This is a genomic window from Peribacillus sp. NPDC096448 (genome assembly GCF_044762675.1).
Classification (GTDB): Bacteria; Bacillota; Bacilli; order Bacillales; family DSM-1321; genus Peribacillus; species Peribacillus frigoritolerans_B.
In genome coordinates this window covers 1-20,257 of record NZ_JBIWEU010000020.1, presented here as the reverse complement: position 1 = coordinate 20,257, position 20,257 = coordinate 1, and the positions used below count along the sequence as shown (strand labels likewise).

Annotated in this window: 10 protein-coding genes and 2 riboswitches; all 10 genes read left to right on the top strand. The window is 41.8% G+C overall.

Annotated features, from left to right (window positions below; all coding sequences use genetic code 11):
* The first annotated feature begins 9 nt into the window (after positions 1 to 9).
* Positions 10 to 4,491 carry a type VII secretion protein EssC gene (essC, locus tag ACIQ0C_RS23280; RefSeq protein ID WP_403064354.1) on the top strand — a complete coding sequence of 1,494 codons (4,482 nt, stop codon included), beginning with the start codon at positions 10 to 12 and terminating at the stop codon, positions 4,489 to 4,491.
* A complete protein-coding gene (gene esaA / locus ACIQ0C_RS23275) occupies positions 4,484 to 7,411 on the top strand; it encodes a type VII secretion protein EsaA (protein WP_403064351.1) in 2,928 nt (975 codons plus the stop codon). Before essC ends, esaA begins: the two co-directional genes overlap by 8 nt.
* The gene (gene essA / locus ACIQ0C_RS23270; RefSeq protein WP_403064348.1) at positions 7,398 to 7,880 is read left to right on the top strand and encodes a type VII secretion protein EssA; all 483 of its coding nucleotides are present in this window, start codon (positions 7,398 to 7,400) and stop codon (positions 7,878 to 7,880) included. The genes esaA and essA overlap by 14 nt, the downstream gene beginning before the upstream one ends.
* 774 nt (positions 7,881 to 8,654) lie before the next feature.
* Positions 8,655 to 9,611, top strand: a complete 957-nt coding sequence (locus ACIQ0C_RS23265) for an AAA family ATPase (RefSeq protein ID WP_403064345.1) — start codon at positions 8,655 to 8,657, stop codon at positions 9,609 to 9,611.
* A 38-nt stretch (positions 9,612 to 9,649) separates the two neighbouring features.
* Positions 9,650 to 10,804, top strand: a complete 1,155-nt coding sequence (locus ACIQ0C_RS23260; RefSeq protein WP_403064342.1) for a DUF58 domain-containing protein — start codon at positions 9,650 to 9,652, stop codon at positions 10,802 to 10,804.
* A complete protein-coding gene (locus ACIQ0C_RS23255) occupies positions 10,801 to 13,002 on the top strand; it encodes a DUF4129 domain-containing transglutaminase family protein (protein ID WP_403064338.1) in 2,202 nt (733 codons plus the stop codon). The genes ACIQ0C_RS23260 and ACIQ0C_RS23255 overlap by 4 nt, the downstream gene beginning before the upstream one ends.
* 36 nt (positions 13,003 to 13,038) lie before the next feature.
* Positions 13,039 to 13,140, top strand: a riboswitch (purine riboswitch).
* 142 nt (positions 13,141 to 13,282) lie between these two features.
* Positions 13,283 to 14,839, top strand: a complete 1,557-nt coding sequence (gene guaA / locus ACIQ0C_RS23250) for a glutamine-hydrolyzing GMP synthase (protein WP_283916613.1) — start codon at positions 13,283 to 13,285, stop codon at positions 14,837 to 14,839.
* 224 nt (positions 14,840 to 15,063) lie between these two features.
* A riboswitch (purine riboswitch) is annotated at positions 15,064 to 15,165 on the top strand.
* Between the two features lie 103 nt (positions 15,166 to 15,268).
* Positions 15,269 to 16,600, top strand: a complete 1,332-nt coding sequence (locus tag ACIQ0C_RS23245) for an NCS2 family permease (RefSeq protein WP_402842893.1) — start codon at positions 15,269 to 15,271, stop codon at positions 16,598 to 16,600.
* Positions 16,601 to 16,752: 152 nt separating this feature from the next.
* Positions 16,753 to 17,595 carry a glucose PTS transporter transcription antiterminator GlcT gene (gene glcT, locus ACIQ0C_RS23240; RefSeq protein ID WP_403064335.1) on the top strand — a complete coding sequence of 281 codons (843 nt, stop codon included), beginning with the start codon at positions 16,753 to 16,755 and terminating at the stop codon, positions 17,593 to 17,595.
* A gap of 214 nt (positions 17,596 to 17,809) precedes the next feature.
* On the top strand, positions 17,810 to 19,879 hold the full coding sequence (ptsG, locus tag ACIQ0C_RS23235) for a glucose-specific PTS transporter subunit IIBC (RefSeq protein ID WP_403064331.1): 2,070 nt from the start codon (positions 17,810 to 17,812) through the stop codon (positions 19,877 to 19,879).
* Positions 19,880 to 20,257: the final 378 nt, after the last annotated feature.

The following is a 20,257-nucleotide window of genomic DNA, read 5'->3' as shown; positions in this document are numbered from 1 at the left end:
TGAGATTTAATGAGTTTATTATGGATTTATTATAAGGGGACCTACCAATCCTATACGATCAAGGATAATCATAACGGTCCAATTACGATTGGGCCATCAAGACAGGATACGATCACCGTTTATTCCATTCCCTTTGAACAAGGTTCCATCAAGCTGAAAAAACATGAGGGACTTGATGAATATGAGGTGTTTAGGGAGGACAAGAAGCTTGGCGATGTAAAGCCATTCCATAGCTTCACCTTTCATGAAGGAGAAGAAACGGTTGAGATTTTTTATACGGCAGGGGAATTGGAAGAAAGCCTCTATTATATAGGCAACTTGAAAGAAATCACTTTATCGGCCAAGGCGGGAGCGACTTTCCGTAAAGAAGGACCGGTTTCCGGCACTGGCTTTTCCCTTGTGGTGCATAAAGGGAAGTGGCACCTCATGCCAAATGAACATAGCAGGATTTTCTTGAATGGTGAAAGGGTAACGAAGGCTGTTCCCATTCAAAATGGTGATCTGATTTGCTGGCCGAATATGGTGCTGAGGTTGGTTGAAGGCGACTTATTGATGATTCATAGTGCCGAAAGTTATGAAACATCTTTATCTAAAATGAAGAAACCAATCTCTGAAATGAAAAAAAGCTATCCACAGTATCGCCGGACACCAAGGATGATCTACGAATTGCCGGATGAAAAAGTGACGATATCTTTTCCGAGCCAAGAATCGGAAGATAATAATAGAGGGTTATGGCTAATCCTTATGCCGCCTTTAATGATGCTAATCGTCATGGGGGTCATCACGGTCATTCAGCCTCGGGGAATTTTCATCATCATATCGATTGTGATGTTCACAACGACTTTAGTTACCTCGACGGTACAATATTTTAAAGACAAAAAGAAGCAAAAATTCAGAGAAGAAAAACGTCAACGTGTATATACCAGGTATCTAGAGCAGAAGAGGGAAGAACTGCAAGAGCTGTCTGAAAAACAAAAGAATGTGCTGTCCTATCATTACCCCTCCTTTGAAAGGATGAAGCTGCTGACTGACAGTATTAGCGATCGTATATGGGAGCGAACTTTGGAAAGTGAAGATGCTCTGCACTTTAAGATCGGAACTACGACCATACCCTCAAGTTATCAGGTGTCGGTAAATAGCAGCGATATGTCCAATCGGGATATAGATGATTTACTTGAGCAGTCGCAGGAACTTGTGGATGTATACAAAAACCTGGATGATCTTCCATTATCGATCGATTTATCAAATGGATCGATGGGCCTGGTCGGAAAGGAATCGATCGTTAAACGGGAGCTGCAGCAACTGATTGGGCAACTGGCCTTTTTTCATAGTTATCATGATGTTCGATTTGTGGCCATTTTTCCGGAAAAGGATTACCAAGAATGGGAATGGATGAAATGGCTCCCTCATTTTCAATTGCCGCATGCCTATGCAAAAGGCTTTATATATAATGAGCAATCACGTGACCAGCTGCTGACCTCGATTTATCAGCTATTGAGGGAAAGAGATTTGGACGAGAACAAAGGGAAAGTGAGATTCACTCCCCACTTTGTCTTTATTGTCACGGATCGTAATTTAATTGCGGAGCATGTCATATTGGAATATTTAGAAGGTAAAACAGACGATTTGGGTATCTCGACGATTTTTGCAGCGGATGCAAAAGAAAGTTTGACCGAAAATGTCCATACGCTTGTGAAGTATATCAATGATTTTGAAGGTGAAATTCTCATCCAGCAAACGAAGGCCGTTCATACTCCTTTTAAACTTGATGCACATTCAAAAGAAGGGAATGAGCGTTTTGCACGTACGCTGCGTTCGCTAGATCATCAAAAAGGCATGAACAATTCCATACCAGAAACGGTATCATTTCTGGAATTATTGAAAGCTCGTGAAGTGGAAGATCTGCCTATCAGCCAAAACTGGCGGACCAATCAGTCTTCCAAATCCTTGGCAGTTCCGATTGGATTGAAAGGGAAAACGGATAGGGTTGAATTGAACTTGCATGAAAAGGCGCATGGCCCCCATGGATTGGTTGCTGGAACGACAGGATCGGGGAAAAGTGAATTACTGCAAACATACATCCTATCATTAGCCGTTCATTATCATCCACATGAAGTTGCCTTTTTGCTCATTGATTATAAAGGCGGGGGAATGGCACAGCCATTCAGGCAGATTCCGCACCTGCTGGGAGTCATTACGAATATTGAGGGAAGCAAGAACTTCAGTGCCAGGGCACTAGCCTCCATCAATAGCGAATTGAAGAAACGCCAGCGCATGTTTGATCGATACGAAGTCAATCATATCAACGATTACACGGACTTATACAAAGAAGGCAAAGCGGATGAACCGTTACCGCACTTATTTTTGATATCAGATGAGTTTGCGGAACTTAAAAACGAAGAACCCGATTTCATCCGCGAATTAGTGAGTACGGCGCGAATTGGACGGAGCTTGGGAGTTCATTTAATTCTTGCTACACAAAAGCCGGGCGGTGTAATTGATAACCAGATTTGGAGCAATGCCCGTTTTAAAATTTCCTTGAAAGTGCAGGATGCCAGTGATAGTAAGGAAATTCTTAAAAATAGCGATGCGGCAAATATTACTGTCACCGGACGGGGATATTTGCAGGTAGGAAATAACGAGGTTTATGAATTGTTCCAGTCTGCGTGGAGCGGTGCCCCATATTTAGAGGATACGGTTGGATCTGAGGACGAAGTGGCACTTGTCACAGACCTCGGTCTTGTTCAAATCTCAAATGTATCGGAACAGATCACTAATAAGAGGAAAGAAAAGATTAGTGAAATAGAAGCTGTGGCGGATCGAATTGTTGCGATGCAGGAAGAAATGGAGATTAAGAAGTTGGCAAGCCCATGGCTGCCGCCTCTTTCAGATCGTTTATCGAGAAACACTGAAAGAAGCCCGACGAGGAATCAATTCCACCTGGGAATGAAGGATGAGCCCGAATTGCAAAGCCAGACAAATTATGTCTATAACTGGATTGAAGATGGGAATATTGGGGTTTTTGGTTCTTCCGGGTACGGCAAGTCCACCACCGTTTTGACACTTCTCTTTAGTTTTGCAGATCAATTCAGTCCTGAAGAACTGCATTATTATATTTTCGACTTCGGGAATAGCGCTTTACTGCCAATGCGCCAGCTGCCTCATACTGGGGAATACTTTAGGTTCGATGAGTTAAGGAAAATAGAAAAATTCATGTTATTCATGAAGGCGGAAATGGAAAGGCGTAAGCAGCTTTTTTCAGAAAAGGAGCTTAGTAACATAAAGCTTTATAATGCATTAGTGGAAGATAAATTGCCGATTATTTATATCGTGGTCGACAATTTTGACTTAGTGAAGGATGAGATGCAGGATCAGGAAGCCCAATTCGTTCAGTTTGCACGTGATGGACAATCACTTGGGATATTCATGATTTTAACGGCAACGAGAATCAATGCGATTCGCCAGCCGTTAATGAATAGCCTTAAGACGAAGGTCGTCCATTACTTAATGGACAGTTCGGAAAAATATTCAGTTTTGGGGCGAACCCCTTATGAAAATGAACCTGTTCCTGGCAGGGCGTTGGTGAAAAAGGATCAAACCTATCTCACGCAGGTTTATTTACCAGCCGATGGAGCGGATGATATAGCCGTTTTGGAAGAAATGAAACAAGTCGTGGCAGAACATAAGGCTAAATATAAGGAAATGGACAAACCACCGGCGATTCGGATGTTACCGGCACGTCTTGATTCCAGCAACTTCAAGAGTTACTGCTCACAAGCCATAAAGAAGGGTACCATTCCAATCGGGCTTTCAGAGGAAAGCGTTACACCTGTATTCGTGGAGTTGAATTCCAATCCATTCCTGCTTGTCGTAGGACAGTCACGTAAAGGGAAAACGAATGTCCTTAAAGTGCTACTGGAATCGTTGCTTAAACAGGCAATCGGGGAAATTGGATTATTTGACGGAGTGGATCGCGGCTTATCTTCTTATGCTTTTGAGGAGAAGGTGAGCTATGTGGAAACAAAAGAGCAGATAACCGAATGGCTCGATCATATCACTGGAATATTTGAAGAACGTGAGCGAAGTTATCTTGCGGCATTGGAAATGAAACCGATGAAGCAACTGGAATTCCCACCGGTCATATTTGTCATAGATAGCATTTCAAGGATCCAACAAACGATAGACGGCAGGATTCAGGATAGGATCAGCAGTTTGATGAAACAATACAGCCATCTCGGGTTTAGTCTGATTGTCGCGGGAAATGCCAACGACTTCACGAAGGGGTATGATTCGTTGACAACCGAATTGAAACAAGTCAGGCAGGCTGTTTTGCTTCTTAAAAAATCGGACCAAAGCTTGTACACCCTCTCCTATTCCAGAAAAGAAGAAGAAATACAGCCGGGTTACGGATACTTTGTGCTGAATGGCCAGGAAAGTAAAATCCAAATTCCGCTAAGTGAAGAAAGAAGGAGAGTGCAAGAGAGTGTCTGAAAAAATAAAACCGATGCTGTTAATCGGTAAAATCCTGGTGATCATTGCGCTGCCAATCTTGTTTTTTTCTTATATTGGCCAAAATCCAATGAAAAAGACAGAAACGGCTTCTCGTGAAATCGCCATTGTAAATGAAGATAATGGGACTGAATTTAACAATAATCCCATTTACATGGGCTCAGAGCTTGTTACTACACTTGACAAGGATTCTGAATATGAGTGGTTTGTGGTTAATAGAAGTACGGCGGAAAGTGGACTTGCTAATGAAAAGTATGATGCAGTCATATATTTTCCATCCGATTTTTCAGAGAATATTTATACATTCGATGATGAACAGCCTGTTAAGGCGGGGATAAAGTACAAGGTACAACCCAGTTTGAATGCAGAGAACATGGAAAAGGTACAAAAGGAATTAGAGAAGACAAAGAGCAAAATGAATAAGCATATTTCAACACAGTATTGGAGCTATGTTTCCCAATCAGTCGAGGACATCCGTAAGAAGTTCGATAATGTCCTTGCTAAAGAAATCGCTTTTCAAAACACGATGTATAAGTTTTATACTCCGAGCTCGGAAAGTCTTGCCGGCGAAATCAAGCAGCATAAGGACATGCTTGAAGGAGTCTTTGCCGAGACGAAGGATGCTGGCAAAACAAGTACTGAAACAATGGATGAAATAGGGAACACGAAGACTCAAATGGCTTCATTTGTGAAAGATGTTGTTTCTTTTGAGGAATATCAAAAGGCTCAAAGTATCCTTTTTGAGAAGGCATCTGCCCAAAATCAGCAGCTTGTCATGGAGAGTGTACAATCATATGACAAGGTGCTGAATGAGGGTAATCAAGCTATACCGGAGATTCAGCAAGGAATGAATACGAAATACAGCCTTAATGATCAAGGCATTAGTGAAAATGTTGGAATCATGCAGCAGAAACTCGATTCCAGCAGTAATGAATTGGAACAATTTTCAACAAGCATGAAAGACAAACAAGTCGAACAAATTACGAAAATCACCCAAGATCAACAAAGCTCGATTGAACAATTGAAGCAATCGGAAGAGGCGGGTCTTGATAACCTTCAGTCCACCTTGCTTGTGCAAAGAGGGAATCTTGCAAGCAGTTCTGGTGATGGGGAGGATATTGGTGAAGGAACCACGCCTATAGAAGATATTGAAACGGAAACGGGAAAAGGTGAATCGGTTGCTGCACCTGAAAAGAAGGACCCGATAGATGAACTGTCGCTGCAGGTTCTGCTGGATCAAATCAATGGGATCAACACGGCACTTGAAAGTTTGGTGCCGGCAGAAGGAAGTGAAGGAGCTGCTGAACAAATCAACATCCTAACAGCGGATCTCCAAACGGAAATCAATAATCTCAGCGGAACGGTAAGCGGCAGAACGGGGAATCATAACCAAGTGATAACGGAGTTTAATACACTGGTAGATTCATATAATGATCTGCTGGCGCAGTTTACGCAATTGCAAGCTGATTATAATGAACTCGGCACGAATTATAAGGATTTAGGTGACAAATGGAAAAAGTCACAAGAAGATATTCAAAAATTACATGACATCCAGAGTATGACAATCGATGAGGCCATTGCAGAAATCAAGACTCTCGAACAGTCACTTCTTGAAAAAGTGGGGGGAGAAAGGCGAGCAGTGCTTGTGAAGGCATTTGAGAATCCTATCACCAATCGGGATTCAAATACCCTCCTTGCCTATTACGGTTCACTCTCATCTTATGGTGAATTGGCTGAAAGAGTCACTGAAGCAAATGTAGATAAGATATTTGCAGCCAATATAAAAGAATTGGAAAACTTGAAAAATGGGGTTTCCGGAAACGTGGATGAAGAAGCGAAACTCGTTAAAGCCAGTTTAGCAGGAGTCAATGAGAACTTTCAGATGTTCTCGGATTCCATTATGGGTTATATGAAAGAATATGATGCTAATGTTGAAACGGGGCAGAAAGCTACTTTAGCTGAATTAGCGGCAATTACCGGCAAGGCTCAAGAAGTGTCTGCCAATTTGTCGGATCATATGGAAGTTCCTGAGATGGAGGCCGAACCGCCAGTTAACCTTGATGGAGAAATGTTTGTATCACTTCAAGACAATACGGCAACAACTGTCGGCTTCATTTCCGAGCTTGTCAATTCTGTAGCGGAACGACAGGACACGGTCACGAAGGATACAGCAGACCTGCAAGCGAAAGTGGGGTCAGTGCAGGAAAGGGCCGATCAGCTTAATGATAATTGGTCCCAAAATGTAGACTCAACCGAAAAAATCAAGACGGACGTATATAGCGTCTTGAACAACACTCTAGTCGATGATCAGGAGAACGGGTATGTGTACGAATATTTAGCGAATCCCGTACAAATCAGCGGGGAAGTCCTTCATCAAGAAAAGGTTAATATCCCGCCGATCGTCATGTTGGTGATCATACTTATTTCCGGGTTATTGATCGGTTTCTTCCTGCATCATTATGAAACCATTCCAATGATGGTCCATGCGGCCTTGTTTACCTTATTGAATCTGATCGTAGGTTTAATCATCAGCATATATGGTTTGAAGATCTATCCACTGGGAGATATGCAGGAGATTAAATGGACCGTCTTCACCGTCCTGCTTTTATTCTTCTGTTCAGCGTTTACCCGACTTGCCTTCTCGATTGGGCCGTTTGTCGGTTCTATCCTGGTGATTGGTTTAATCAGTTTCTTTACCATACCATTATTGGATTTAATCATGCCTAATTTCAATGTAGACCACCCTGTTGCAGACGTATACATGTCCATTCAATTCGGTAATCAGTCGGCATTCATTCCGGCTAGTATCATCTTGATTGTGCTGACGCTTATCGCAACGATCATTCCATATGTAGTGAAGCGTCTTGCAGAAAGAAGAGCAATGGCCCATGAAGTGGAATAAATACGTAATGCCTGTCTTGCTCATCCTGTTTTTTAGCCATGCACCTCATGGCGGGGCGGAAGAGGAACCGATGGTGGAGCCCAATGAATATCAAGAAAAGGATATTGATATTCAAACGGAGTATTTCCATGAAGAAGGATTGTTGGAACAAAAGCGGAAACTGCCTGAAGAACAAAAGAATCTCACTTTTGAAAGAGGGAAGTATGATGCCATTGACTCGGTGAAGGACTCGCTGTTTCTGTCACCTGTGACGGAGAATCAAAATAATACCATCGCTTCAAAGTCAGAACAGCTTGGATTATTCTCGGAGGTCCGCATTCCAACGAGAAACGAAGAAGAAACAGAGCCTTCACTTAATTTTGACCTGACGATATTGCTCGGCATCGTTTTGGCGCTTTTGGTCGTTTGTTTGTTTTTTATCCTTATCCCGAAAATGGGGAAGCTGAATGGAGAGGTTAAGCGAAAATGAAAACAGCCCGATTCCTGTCAGGAATCGGGCTGTTTTTGGCTATATATCCATAATGGTTTTAATAAGCCCTAAAAGAAGGGCGGCTGCGAAGATCAAAATGAAGAATTTTTTATACATGATCAGTACCTCTTAATATCTTATGAGTGGATTGCATTCATTTTAGCATAAACAAGACAGAAAAGAAGTTTACTTAAGAATATACAAATCGGAAGGGCGTGGCTTCATTGCCTTGATGACCGGGGCGGGAAATTATGAAAAGGTGGACAATTTATTGGAGTTTTCCTGCCGTTTTTTATGGCTTGTACATTTTGGACGTTCATTTCCCGCAGGAGTCTCGTACCTTTCTCTTCAATCAACTTGTTATAACATTTAGATAGAAACCATACCTGAGGACTGGCGGGCATATGAAGCATATCATCTGCGTAATCATCAAGATGTAAAAAATAGATATCCGAAATACAAAAAACGATTGAGCATGTATCCGCAGATGCAAATGAAAAGCATGGTATTCGTTGGACTACATTAAGGGCACTTAAAAAACAGTCTATACAAACGATGCTTATTTCGCTTTCAATAATTAAAGAAGATGGCTTAGCAACAGTTTACCATACCTTTTTCATTAAGCAGCATTTATATTTTTAGACAAATTCGTTTATGGTTTACTGATTATCTAGTAAACTTACAATGTAAGGTTTAATTGGAGCTTAATGTAAAATGCGTGATATAGAAAAGACATGAAATAATAATGATAATGTGAATCCCGGGAGGTAGCGAATGATTTACAAGAAGTTGAACCAAAAACTAGAAATGATTTTGGGGAATATCGAAAAGGTGATTATCGGAAAACGGGATATAGCAGAATTAAGCATCGTGGCACTCCTTTCCGGCGGGCATGTCTTATTGGAGGATGTTCCGGGTGTGGGAAAGACAGTCATGGTAAGGGCATTGGCAAAATCAATAGGTGCAAGCTTTAAGCGAATTCAATTCACACCTGATTTACTTCCTTCGGATGTTACTGGCGTTTCGATCTTCAATCCTAAGGAACAGGAATTCATCTTTAGGCCAGGTCCGATAATGGGCCATATTATTTTAGCCGATGAAATAAACCGGACCTCGCCGAAAACTCAGTCTGCATTGCTTGAAGCCATGGAAGAGGCAAGTGTGACGATTGATGGTGTCACAAGAGGATTGGAGAAGCCCTTCTTCGTAATGGCGACACAAAATCCAATCGAGTACGAGGGAACATATCCGCTTCCGGAGGCTCAATTGGATAGATTCCTATTAAAAATGAAAATGGGCTATCCAGGTGTGGAAGAAGAGATAGAGGTTCTTCATAGGGTTCAATACACGGCACCGCTAGAGGAGCTGGAATCCGTCATCACCTTGGATGAATTGATAGAATTACAGGCTGAGGTAAAAGCGGTGATAGTGGATGACACAATAAAACGGTACATTGTTGAATTGGCGAATCAAACACGTTCACATGAAGGGGTCTATTTAGGGGTGAGCCCGCGTGGATCGATAGCATTGATGAAGGCAGCCCAGGCCTACGCGCTGATCCAGGGAAGGGACTATGTTCTGCCGGACGATGTTCAATATTTAGTGCCATTCGTATTTTCCCACCGGCTTATTTTGAAACCTGAAGCGAATTATGAGGGCTTCGATGCTGGAATGGTGATACATGAAATTGTCGCAACAACAAAAGTGCCTGTGAAGCGGGCTGTGACCTAATGCGCAGATTCATCAACACTCTAAGGGGAAATATGAGTGTGATCGGACTTGTATTACTTATGACCGTTTCCTTTTGCTATGCAATGTTTCAAGGCGGTTTTGTCAGTTGGTTCATTTTTTATTCATTTTTGCCGTTTTCTGTGTACGCTTCGATCCTGCTGTTTTATCCGCTGCATGATTTTACCGTTGAGAGAAAGGTCAATAAAAGGGAATGCCAGGCTGGTGAATCTGTTGAGATAGCATTGACGTTTACCCGTAAAAACCGGTTGCCCCTATTATTTATGGTGGTAGAGGAGGAATTGCCACAGGAAATGGAAGATAGGGGACTCCAAAGGAAAATGATTATCTTTCCGGGATTCAAGCGTACCTTCAGCATGTCATATACCTTGGAAAACTTGCAGCGTGGAGAGCATTCGTTTCAATCGATCCGCTTTTGGATAGGGGACTTTTTCGGGCTGGTCGAAAAGGAAGCGATATATAGTTCACCTTTGAATATAACTGTTTTTCCTCGTTATCACGAACTTGCCTACAGTGATCTTGATCGAGTGTTTAATCAGGGGGCAGTGGTTTCAACAAAGAAAACACAACGGGAACATTCAGTGGTCTCCGGGGTAAGGGAATATCAGCCAGGCGATCAGTTGTCATGGATTAACTGGAAGGCGACTGCCAGAACGAGTGAAATCATGACGAATGAATTCGAGGTGCAGAAAAACCGGGATGTATTCATCATGCTTGATGAAAAGCCATCGGATTTATTCGAAGAATCCATTGAAATGGCAGCTACCATTGCCCACGCCATGTTAAAGAAAGGCATGGAAATTGGGTATGTGAGTAGGGGATCGAGGTTAATCATACCGGCAGCAGCAGGCAATAAACAGAAACGAAAGATTTTTTACCGACTTGTTAAAGAAGAGCCGAGTGTTGGAAATGCATTGAACGAAAATGGCAGGAAGGGAATTTTTCCGGCAAACGCTGCTGTGATATTCGTCGTTTCAGACTTAACCTTAGAAAAGGTGGAAATATTGAATGCTTTCCGGCCTAATCAGGGATTAATTTTATGTGTGAAGAAACAGGGGGATCTTACTGATGAGGAAAGGTTGTCAAGTTCTGCAGCTGTTTCGAGGGGGATAAAGGTTAGCTTTTTTGAACATGGTCAACTGAAGTTTGACAGATCGGAGGTGATGGCGAAATGAATGTCACTACCGAAAAATTGGAAAGGTTCATGCACGTCCTCATGTATGTATTTGGTCTGTTGTTGATTACTGAATGGTTAAGGCCTGTCGATAAACTCACTGATACAGGTAATATCATCATTTTTATCTTATTTTTGCTCTATTCCCTGCTACTGCATTATTTCCGCATACATTGGTCTATCCGATTTATTCTCATTAGTGCTTATATAATGGTTTCATTACAGTTCCTCCATTCAAAAGACGATTTATATCAATTGTCATGGCTGAAAGGGTTTCTAGCGGATTTTAAGGGCAATCTTGGTTTTATATATGATGGGAATTGGGAGTTGATCACAAATCCATTTCGAACGTTTCTATTTTTTGTGCTTCTTTGGCTTGTGACATATTTGATCCATTACTGGGTGATGGTGAGGCAAAGCATCTTTTTCTTTTTTATGTTAACGGTGATTTTTATATCGGTACTTGACACATTCACTCCTTATGTGGGGGATAAGGCAATGATAAGAATCATCATCATCGGGTTCTTGATGCTCGGCTTGCTGTCCCTTCTGAGGCTAACGGTACAGGAGAGGATTAAGTTTCCGTTGGCTTCCATCAATAAGTGGATCTTGATGCTGACCGGCATGATATTGGGAAGTGTCCTTGTCGGTTTCGCTGCCCCTAAGCTCTCTCCGCAATGGCCGGACCCGGTGCCTTATATTACTTCCTATTCCGATAAAGCTGTGAAAGAAGACGGTGATTCGAAGCGTAAAAGTGTCGGATATGATGAAGACGATTCGGATCTTGGCGGTTTGATAGAGCCGGATAGTTCCATCGTTTTTTATAATAATGCTCCCGCAGGACATTACTGGAAAGTAGAGAACAAGAATATTTATACCGGTAAAGGGTGGGTTTCCATACCGGAAACGGAATTTCACACTTTTTCCAACGGTCAGGATATGGAAACTTTAGATATTTACGACGTTCCTGAATTGGTGAGGACAGAAGAAATGACGGCAAAAGTGTCCATGACGGAATCCTATTCACATATCCTTCATCCGCAGTCCGGGTATTTAAAAAAGGTTGAGGGCAAAAACGGAAAGGGTTTTAAATATTATCAGGATATGGACAAAGTTATTTCTGAACAGGGTAATGGCGAACGGCTGTCCATGAAAGAGTATGAGCTGGTTTATGATATGCCAAGTTTTGATATAGCTGAGTTAAGGAAGGTAACGGAACCCGACGAATCCATGGATTTATTAATGGAAAAAAACACTCAGCTTCCAGAAGGATTGCCAAACCGGATATTTGAATTGGCATCCCGGCTAACAAGGAATGAAACGAATTGGTACGATAAAGCAAAAGCCATTGAGAATTATTTTGACGGACCTGAATTCATTTATTCTAAGGACGATATTCCGTATCCAGAGAGCAATCAAGATTATGTCGATCAATTTTTATTTGAGACACAGATAGGGTATTGCGATAATTATTCAACTGCAATGGTCGTTTTACTGAGGGCCGCCAATATACCTGCAAGGTGGGTAAAGGGATATACCGAAGGGGAAAAATCAATCCTTGACGGCGAATCCGTTTATAAGGTGACCAATAATAATGCACATTCCTGGGTCGAGGTTTATTTTTCAGGGATAGGCTGGATTCCCTTCGAGCCGACAAAGGGTTTCGATGGGGAAGTTGAATTTTACGATTCGGAATTGAAACAGGAAGCGATAAAGAACCTTGAAGAACCCCCGACTAATGAAGAGCAAACAAAGAAAGAGACCAAAGAGCGCCAGGATACACCCGATAGGGAAACTCAATCATCCGTGAAAACTGGTATTGCAAACATGGAAGGGTTCTTAAAATGGACTGCCATCACACTGTCGTGTGCTATGATTTTCGCTTCTATCGGCTATTTCCTCAGAAGGAAGTGGATTCCTCATCTGCAGATTCTTCGTTATAGAAAGAAAACCGGTGCTCATTTCTCGACAGCTTATTTAATATTATTGAAACAATTAAAACGAGCTGGTTTAGTTCGGCCGGAGGGGCAAACTTTAAGGGAGTACGCCGCCTATGTGGATGCAGTGTACGAAACGGATGAGATGAGTGAATTGACTGCTGGATACGAGTTAATGATATATCGTGGAGACGCGGAAGATGGGGAATGGAAACACTTTCAAAAGGGTTGGGAAAGCTTAATGAGAAAAACTAGCTCTTGACCAGGTTTTTATTATATTGATACAATAACAAAAACTAACTTAAACTAATATATCCTTCATATATCCTCGATAATATGGATCGAAAGTTTCTACCGAATCACCGTAAATGATTTGACTATGAAGGCGGATTTTAACAGGAAAGCTGAAAATCTGCCTTCGTCTGTACTTTTTCTGTATTTTTGAGGGTGGATTTTTAGTTTTTCTTTTTTTATGATAATATTTTTTATAAGAAGTTATCACTCGATTTTATGAGTGAATTACATTGATAGAGGTGACGTTTGTGCCGGGGAAAACAGAATTGCAAAAAAACCAGGAAATGATCGTAGTACTTGATTTCGGAAGCCAATATAATCAATTGATCACTCGTCGTATCCGTGAATTTGGTGTGTACAGTGAGCTTCATCCTCATACAATTACTGTAGAGGAAATCGAGAAAATGAACCCAACGGGAATCATTTTCTCAGGGGGCCCAAACAGTGTTTATGATGCAAATGCTTTTGGTTGTGATGAACGCATATTCGAAATGGGCCTTCCTATTTTTGGTATTTGTTATGGCATGCAGCTTATGACCAAACATTTTGGCGGTAAGGTGGAACCAGCGAAAAACCGTGAATACGGAAAAGCGACTCTTGCCATCCAAAATGAGTCCAAGTTATTCAGTGACCTGCCAAAAGAACAAATAGTCTGGATGAGCCATGGTGATTTAGTGGTGGAAACGCCTGAAGGTTTCCAAATTGATGGGACGAACCCGTCTTGCCCAATTTCGGCTATGAGTGACGAGTCACGTAAATTATATGCCGTGCAATTCCATCCAGAAGTCCGTCATTCCGTATACGGTAATGACATTTTGAAAAATTTCGTATTCGGTGTTTGTGGCTGTAAAGGTGACTGGTCAATGGAGAACTTCATTGAAATCGAGATGGAGAAAATCCGCCAAACGGTCGGAGATAAAAAAGTGTTATGCGCTTTGAGCGGCGGAGTGGATTCATCCGTTGTTGCTGTTTTGATCCATAAAGCGATTGGCGATCAGCTGACATGTATTTTCGTTGATCATGGATTACTTCGTAAAGGGGAAGCCGAAGGTGTAATGGAAACATTCAGTGAAGGTTTCAATATGAACGTAATCAAGGTCGATGCAAAAGAACGTTTCCTATCGAAGCTTGCTGGCGTTTCAGATCCGGAACAAAAACGGAAAATCATCGGTAACGAGTTCATCTACGTATTCGATGACGAAGCAACGAAGCTCGAAGGAATCGATTTCCTTGCACAGGGAACACTTTACACAGACATTATTGAAAGTGGTACGGCCACTGCACAAACAATTAAATCGCATCACAACGTTGGCGGTCTGCCGGAAGATATGCAATTTAAATTGATTGAGCCTTTGAACACCCTATTCAAAGATGAAGTGCGTGCACTTGGAAGTGAAATGGGCATTCCGGATGAAATCGTTTGGCGTCAACCATTCCCAGGTCCAGGTTTAGGTATTCGTGTATTAGGTGAAATTTCAGATGAAAAACTTGAAATCGTACGTGAATCTGACCATATTTTACGTGAAGAAATTAAAAAGAATGGTTTGGAACGCGAAATTTGGCAGTACTTTACGGTGCTTCCTAACATTCGAAGCGTAGGGGTAATGGGCGATGCGCGTACGTATGACTATACAATCGGGATCCGTGCGGTTACGTCCATTGACGGAATGACGTCCGATTGGGCAAGAATCCCATGGGATGTACTTGAAATCATCTCAACGAGAATCGTTAATGAGGTAAACCATGTAAACCGCGTAGTGTATGACATTACGTCTAAGCCGCCTGCAACGATCGAGTGGGAATAGTAGATTAAAATCATCCAATCAGTGAAGGAATTAACCTTCACTGATTTTTTTGTTAAAATAGTATTTGAATATGTAGATTACTTACATTTTACGTAATTTGGCGAAGATCTAGCCATAATAATTAAGGAATATATAGCGAAACGCGAACATTGCCTAAAATTACATAAAAAATATTCGTTTGATATATTGACGGTTATTTTGGTGACTGATACACTATACCTATAATAATAAAAAAACATAATTGTCGTATAATATTGGGGATATGGCCCAAAAGTTTCTACCAAGCTGCCGTGAACGGCTTGACTACGATGTGGAAGGATTGGCGGTATGGATAAACCGCCACTTCTTTACATGACCGCAGTCAAGCCCCGTTCGTAAGCGAACGGGGCATTTTCTGTTGGCACGATCTTATGATAGGGGAGACTCATAATGAAAAATTATTTTCGGTTTAATGAGCTGGGAACTAATTATCGCCGTGAAATACTTGGTGGACTAACTACTTTCCTTTCAATGGCATATATCCTGGTTGTTAACCCTGTGATGCTGACTTTACAAAGCATCGAGGACTATCCGGATGAATTGAGAATGGATTACGGAGCGGTTTTTGCAGCGACCGCCTTGGCAGCTGCAATCGGCTCGATATTGATGGGGATCATAGCCAGGTATCCAATCTCGCTCGCGCCGGGTATGGGATTGAATGCTTTCTTCGCTTTTACCGTTGTGCTTGGTTTTGGAATTCCTTGGCAGACGGCTTTGTCAGGAGTATTAATTTCAGGTATTATCTTCGTTTTGCTTTCCCTATCGGGAATACGTGAGAAAATCATTAATGCAATTCCGGTCGAATTGAAATACGCAGTTGGAGCCGGTATCGGTTTATTCATTACTTTTGTTGGGTTTCAGAATGCTGGAATCATCACGAATGATGACAGTGTTCTTGTCGGTCTGGGCGACTTGACATCGGGGAATACTTTATTGGCTGTGTTTGGAATTGTCGTAACCGTCATTTTGATGACGAGAGGCGTCAAAAGCGGCGTGTTCATAGGAATGGTCATTACAGCCATTGCAGGAATGATCTTTGGGCAAGTTCCGGTGCCGGAGAAAATTATCGGTGCAGTTCCTAGCATAGCGCCTACATTCGGGGTTGCGTTCGATGCCTTTGGAAATCCCGGTGATCTCTTCACTGGTCAAATGTTAATCGTGATACTAACCTTCTTGTTCGTAGCATTCTTTGATACAGCCGGCACGTTGGTGGCTGTCGCGCAACAAGCTGGATTGATGAAGGATAATGTTCTTCCTAGAGTGGGAAAAGGATTGCTTGCTGATTCATTATCCATCGTTTCAGGTGCAATTCTTGGTACATCCACCACGACGTCTTATGTAGAGTCCACATCAGGTGTTGCTGCTGGTGCCCGAAGCGGTTTTGCAGCTGTAGTGACTGGGTTGCTGTTTGTTCTATCCCTTTTCTTTTTCCCGCTTCTTTCAGTGGTGACATCCGCGGTGACTGCGCCGGCATTGGTTATAGTCGGAGTATTAATGGCATCATCACTTAAAAATATTGACTGGCAAAAGTTCGAAATTGCGGTTCCGGCCTTCTTTACGGTCATCATGATGCCTATGACATATTCAATTGCGACAGGTATAGCTTGCGGATTCATCTTCTATCCGATCACTATGTCGATGAAAGGAAGAGCTAAAGAGGTTCACCCGATAATGTGGGGTCTTGGGGTCGTCTTCCTGCTATATTTCATTTTCTTGAAGTAATAATGCAAGTGTGTAAGGAGAGTCCTGATTTCGGGGCTCTTCTTTCATGTTGTAAGAGAAAGCTCATATCGTGTATAGTAAAAGTACTAAGTACTAAGTACTTTATCCTGTATGGGGCATAGGATGACTTTGAGAAAAGAAGAGGGAGAAAAATGAATGGTTTTATCGTTGAAAAGGTTTTGAACAATAATGTGGTGATTGCCACGCATCCGTTTTATGGAGAAGTCGTTACTATTGGAAAGGGCTTAGGCTTCAACCGGAAGAGAGGCGAAGAGTTGAGTCCGGAACTAGCGGAGAAAACGTTTGTCCTGAAAAATGTTAAGGAACAGGAAAGTTACAAAAAACTTTTGCCGCAAATCGATCAAAATCTTCAAGCTGCCATTATAGAATCCATTCATCTCATTAATGACCGAGTAACTGGAAAGTTAAATGAACATATACATGTCGGTTTAACAGATCATTTATTGTTCGCCCTTCAGCGTGTTTCACAAGGAATGACTATCAAAAACCCATTCTTGAAAGAAACGATAACCCTTTATCCTTTTGAACATGATATTGCTGTTGATGTAGTAGAATTGATTCAAGATAAGACAGGTATAGGCCTGCCCCAAGGGGAAATCGGTTTTATTACGCTTCATATTCATAGCGCAATATCAAACAAAGACTTATCTGAAGTCAATCAGCATTCGCAGTTAATCTATCACCTTATCCATGTTGTTGAAGAACAGCTCAACGTAAAAATTAATAAGGATAGCATAGACTATTCACGTTTGGTCCGTCATTTAAGATTCATGTTAGACAGGGTGTTGGCTGGGGAAAAAGTAGAGGAACCTGAAAAAATAGCAATGCTATTGAAAGAAGAATATCCTTTGTGTTACAATATCTCTTGGAAGCTAATAAAAATTATGCAGCAAAAATTAGGCAAACCGGTTTGTGACGCGGAAGCTGTCTATCTAACGATGCATATCCAACGATTACAAAAGAAAATTAAATAAACATACATTAACTTACGTGTTACTGATTCGATCAGGCATAAGTGAGGAGAATGATTGTCTTGAAAGAGGGTATTATATACCTGAATTTTCATTTCAATCCTATCTTTGCTTATGCCTTTTTTGTATTTCAATACTGATGCGTGGGAAGATGAATACCATCGTTAAATGTAACCGTTTTATTAGCATGGAAAAACAGTAAAGAGGAGGAAAACCTATGTTTAAGAAGTTGTTTGGTGTTTTGCAAAAAATCGGAAAAGCTTTGATGCTTCCTGTAGCCATTTTACCAGCGGCCGGAATTTTGCTTGCGTTTGGTAATGCATTGCAAAATGAAACTTTGTTGGATATCGCCCCGTTTCTTGCGAGTGGCGGAGTGGAAATGGTCGCATCGGTAATGGAGAATGCCGGAAATATTATTTTTGGGAATCTTCCCTTGTTGTTTGCTGTGGGGGTCGCAATTGGGTTAGCTGGTGGAGATGGTGTTGCCGGCCTTGCGGCGATTATCGGTTTCTTGATTATGAATGTAACGATGGGAACTGTTCTTGGCATTGACGCTGCCGACATTGAGAACAATAGTGCGGTGTATACAAATGTTCTGGGAATCCCGACGTTGGGAACAGGTGTGTTCGGCGGTATTATTGTCGGTGTCATGGCTGCTGTTATGTATAATAAGTTTTATGAAATCGAACTGCCTTCTTATTTAGGATTCTTTGCAGGTAAACGTTTTGTTCCTATTGTAACAGCTGCAAGCGCAGTTATTCTTGGGTTGCTGATGATTTTGGTTTGGCCGACGATTCAATCGGGGTTAAATTCATTTTCCGAAAATATGTTGGGTGCTAACCTGACACTTGGGGCTTTCGTTTTTGGGGTTGTAGAACGTGCGCTGATTCCTTTTGGATTGCACCATATATTCTATTCTCCATTCTGGTTCGAATTTGGTAGTTATATCCCTCAAGGAGGGGGAACGCCAGTCAGAGGGGACCAGGCCATCTTCATGGCACAAATTAAAGATGGCGTACAGAATTTAACGGCCGGTACCTTCATGACTGGTAAATATCCATTCATGATGTTCGGGTTACCAGCTGCGGCTTTGGCCATTTATCATGAAGCAAGACCGGAAAGAAAGAAAATAGTCGGGGGATTGATGGCTTCTGCAGCACTTACATCTTTCTTGACAGGGATTACTGAGCCACTTGAATTTGCATTCTTATTTGTTGCACCGATACTTTTCGGGATTCACTGTCTGTTTGCAGGTCTATCATTCATGACCATGCATTTACTGGACGTGAAAATAGGGATGACGTTCTCGGGTGGTTTGATCGATTACGTACTGTTCGGGTTAATCAATCCGCAAACCAATGCATGGATTGTTATTCCCGTTGGTTTAGTTCTTGCGGTTATCTATTACTTTGGATTCCGATTTGCGATAAGGAAGTTTAACCTTAGAACTCCTGGCCGTGAAGTGGAAGAGAATGAGGAAACGGACGCATCTACAAGTTCTGCTGGAAGTCTGCCTGGGGATATCTTGGATGCCATGGGCGGAAAAGAAAACATCTCTCACTTGGATGCTTGCATTACCCGCCTTCGTGTGTCAGTCAAAGACATCGGTGACGTTGATAAAAACAGGCTGAAGAAACTTGGTGCCGCTGGAGTTTTGGAAGTGGGCAATAACATCCAGGCGATCTTCGGACCTCGTTCAGAAACGATCAAGGGGCAAATGAAGGATATCATTGATGGAAAAAGGCCGCGTAAAGTAGAAGCGTCTCCTGAAGAAGGTGTGGAAAAGCAAATCGAGGATGTCGTCCCGAAACCTTTACGGACGAATGAAGTTTCCGAGCGCTTTGTTTCTCCTATTAAAGGGGAATTAAAACCGATCACGGAAGTGCCTGATGCAGTTTTTGCTGAAAAAATGATGGGTGATGGATTTGCAATTGTACCCGAGGAAGGGTTGGTTGCTTCTCCTGTGGACGGTACGATCGTTAACTTATTCCCGACTAAACATGCAATAGGTATCGTTTCTGAAGCTGGACGTGAAATCTTGATACATGTCGGGATCGATACAGTTAAGTTAGAAGGCAAAGGTTTCGAAGCGCTTGTCGCTCAAGGAGATAAAGTGACAAGCGGACAGCCATTGCTTAAAGTTGATATAGAGTATGTCAAAAACAATGCCAGCTCTATCATTACGCCAATCGTCTTTACTAACCTTTCCGAAGGTGAAAGTGTCAAGATTGAAAAGGCCGGAAATGTAGATAGGGAAGAAGCGGATGTAATCTCCATCAATAAATAATCATTAATAAAGGGAGGGTGGCTATAATCAGCTGCCCTCCCTGTTTTGTTTGAATGATTCATTGGAAGGGGCCGCATTTATAGAAAGAAAGTGGTGCATATATAGAAGAATAGAAAAAATGAAGGGAATTTAAAAGATTAAATTGACTTATCTATATGCAAGTGCTAATATATTAAATACACCGCTTGAGACAAACAAGATAAACAAGTAAATGAATTTGCTGTTGACTTTGTGTTTGGAGGGTGTTATACTAATAAAGTCGCTAAACGAAGCGATGGGAAATATTGCTCTTTGAAAACTGAACAAAACAAAGCGCCAACGTTAAATTTTAAGTGAGCACACACTATCAAAAAAGCAAATGAGCAAGTCAAACATTTC

What these genes read in the sequence shown, in the direction of transcription:
- essC (WP_403064354.1), top strand. Translation starts at nt 10, where the DNA reads ATGAGTTTATTATGGATTTATTATAAGGGGACCTACCAATCCTATACG.
- essA (WP_403064348.1), top strand. Translation starts at nt 7,398, where the DNA reads ATGAAGTGGAATAAATACGTAATGCCTGTCTTGCTCATCCTGTTTTTT.
- ACIQ0C_RS23265 (WP_403064345.1), top strand. Translation starts at nt 8,655, where the DNA reads ATGATTTACAAGAAGTTGAACCAAAAACTAGAAATGATTTTGGGGAAT.
- ACIQ0C_RS23255 (WP_403064338.1), top strand. Translation starts at nt 10,801, where the DNA reads ATGAATGTCACTACCGAAAAATTGGAAAGGTTCATGCACGTCCTCATG.
- ACIQ0C_RS23245 (WP_402842893.1), top strand. Translation starts at nt 15,269, where the DNA reads ATGAAAAATTATTTTCGGTTTAATGAGCTGGGAACTAATTATCGCCGT.
- glcT (WP_403064335.1), top strand. Translation starts at nt 16,753, where the DNA reads ATGAATGGTTTTATCGTTGAAAAGGTTTTGAACAATAATGTGGTGATT.
- ptsG (WP_403064331.1), top strand. Translation starts at nt 17,810, where the DNA reads ATGTTTAAGAAGTTGTTTGGTGTTTTGCAAAAAATCGGAAAAGCTTTG.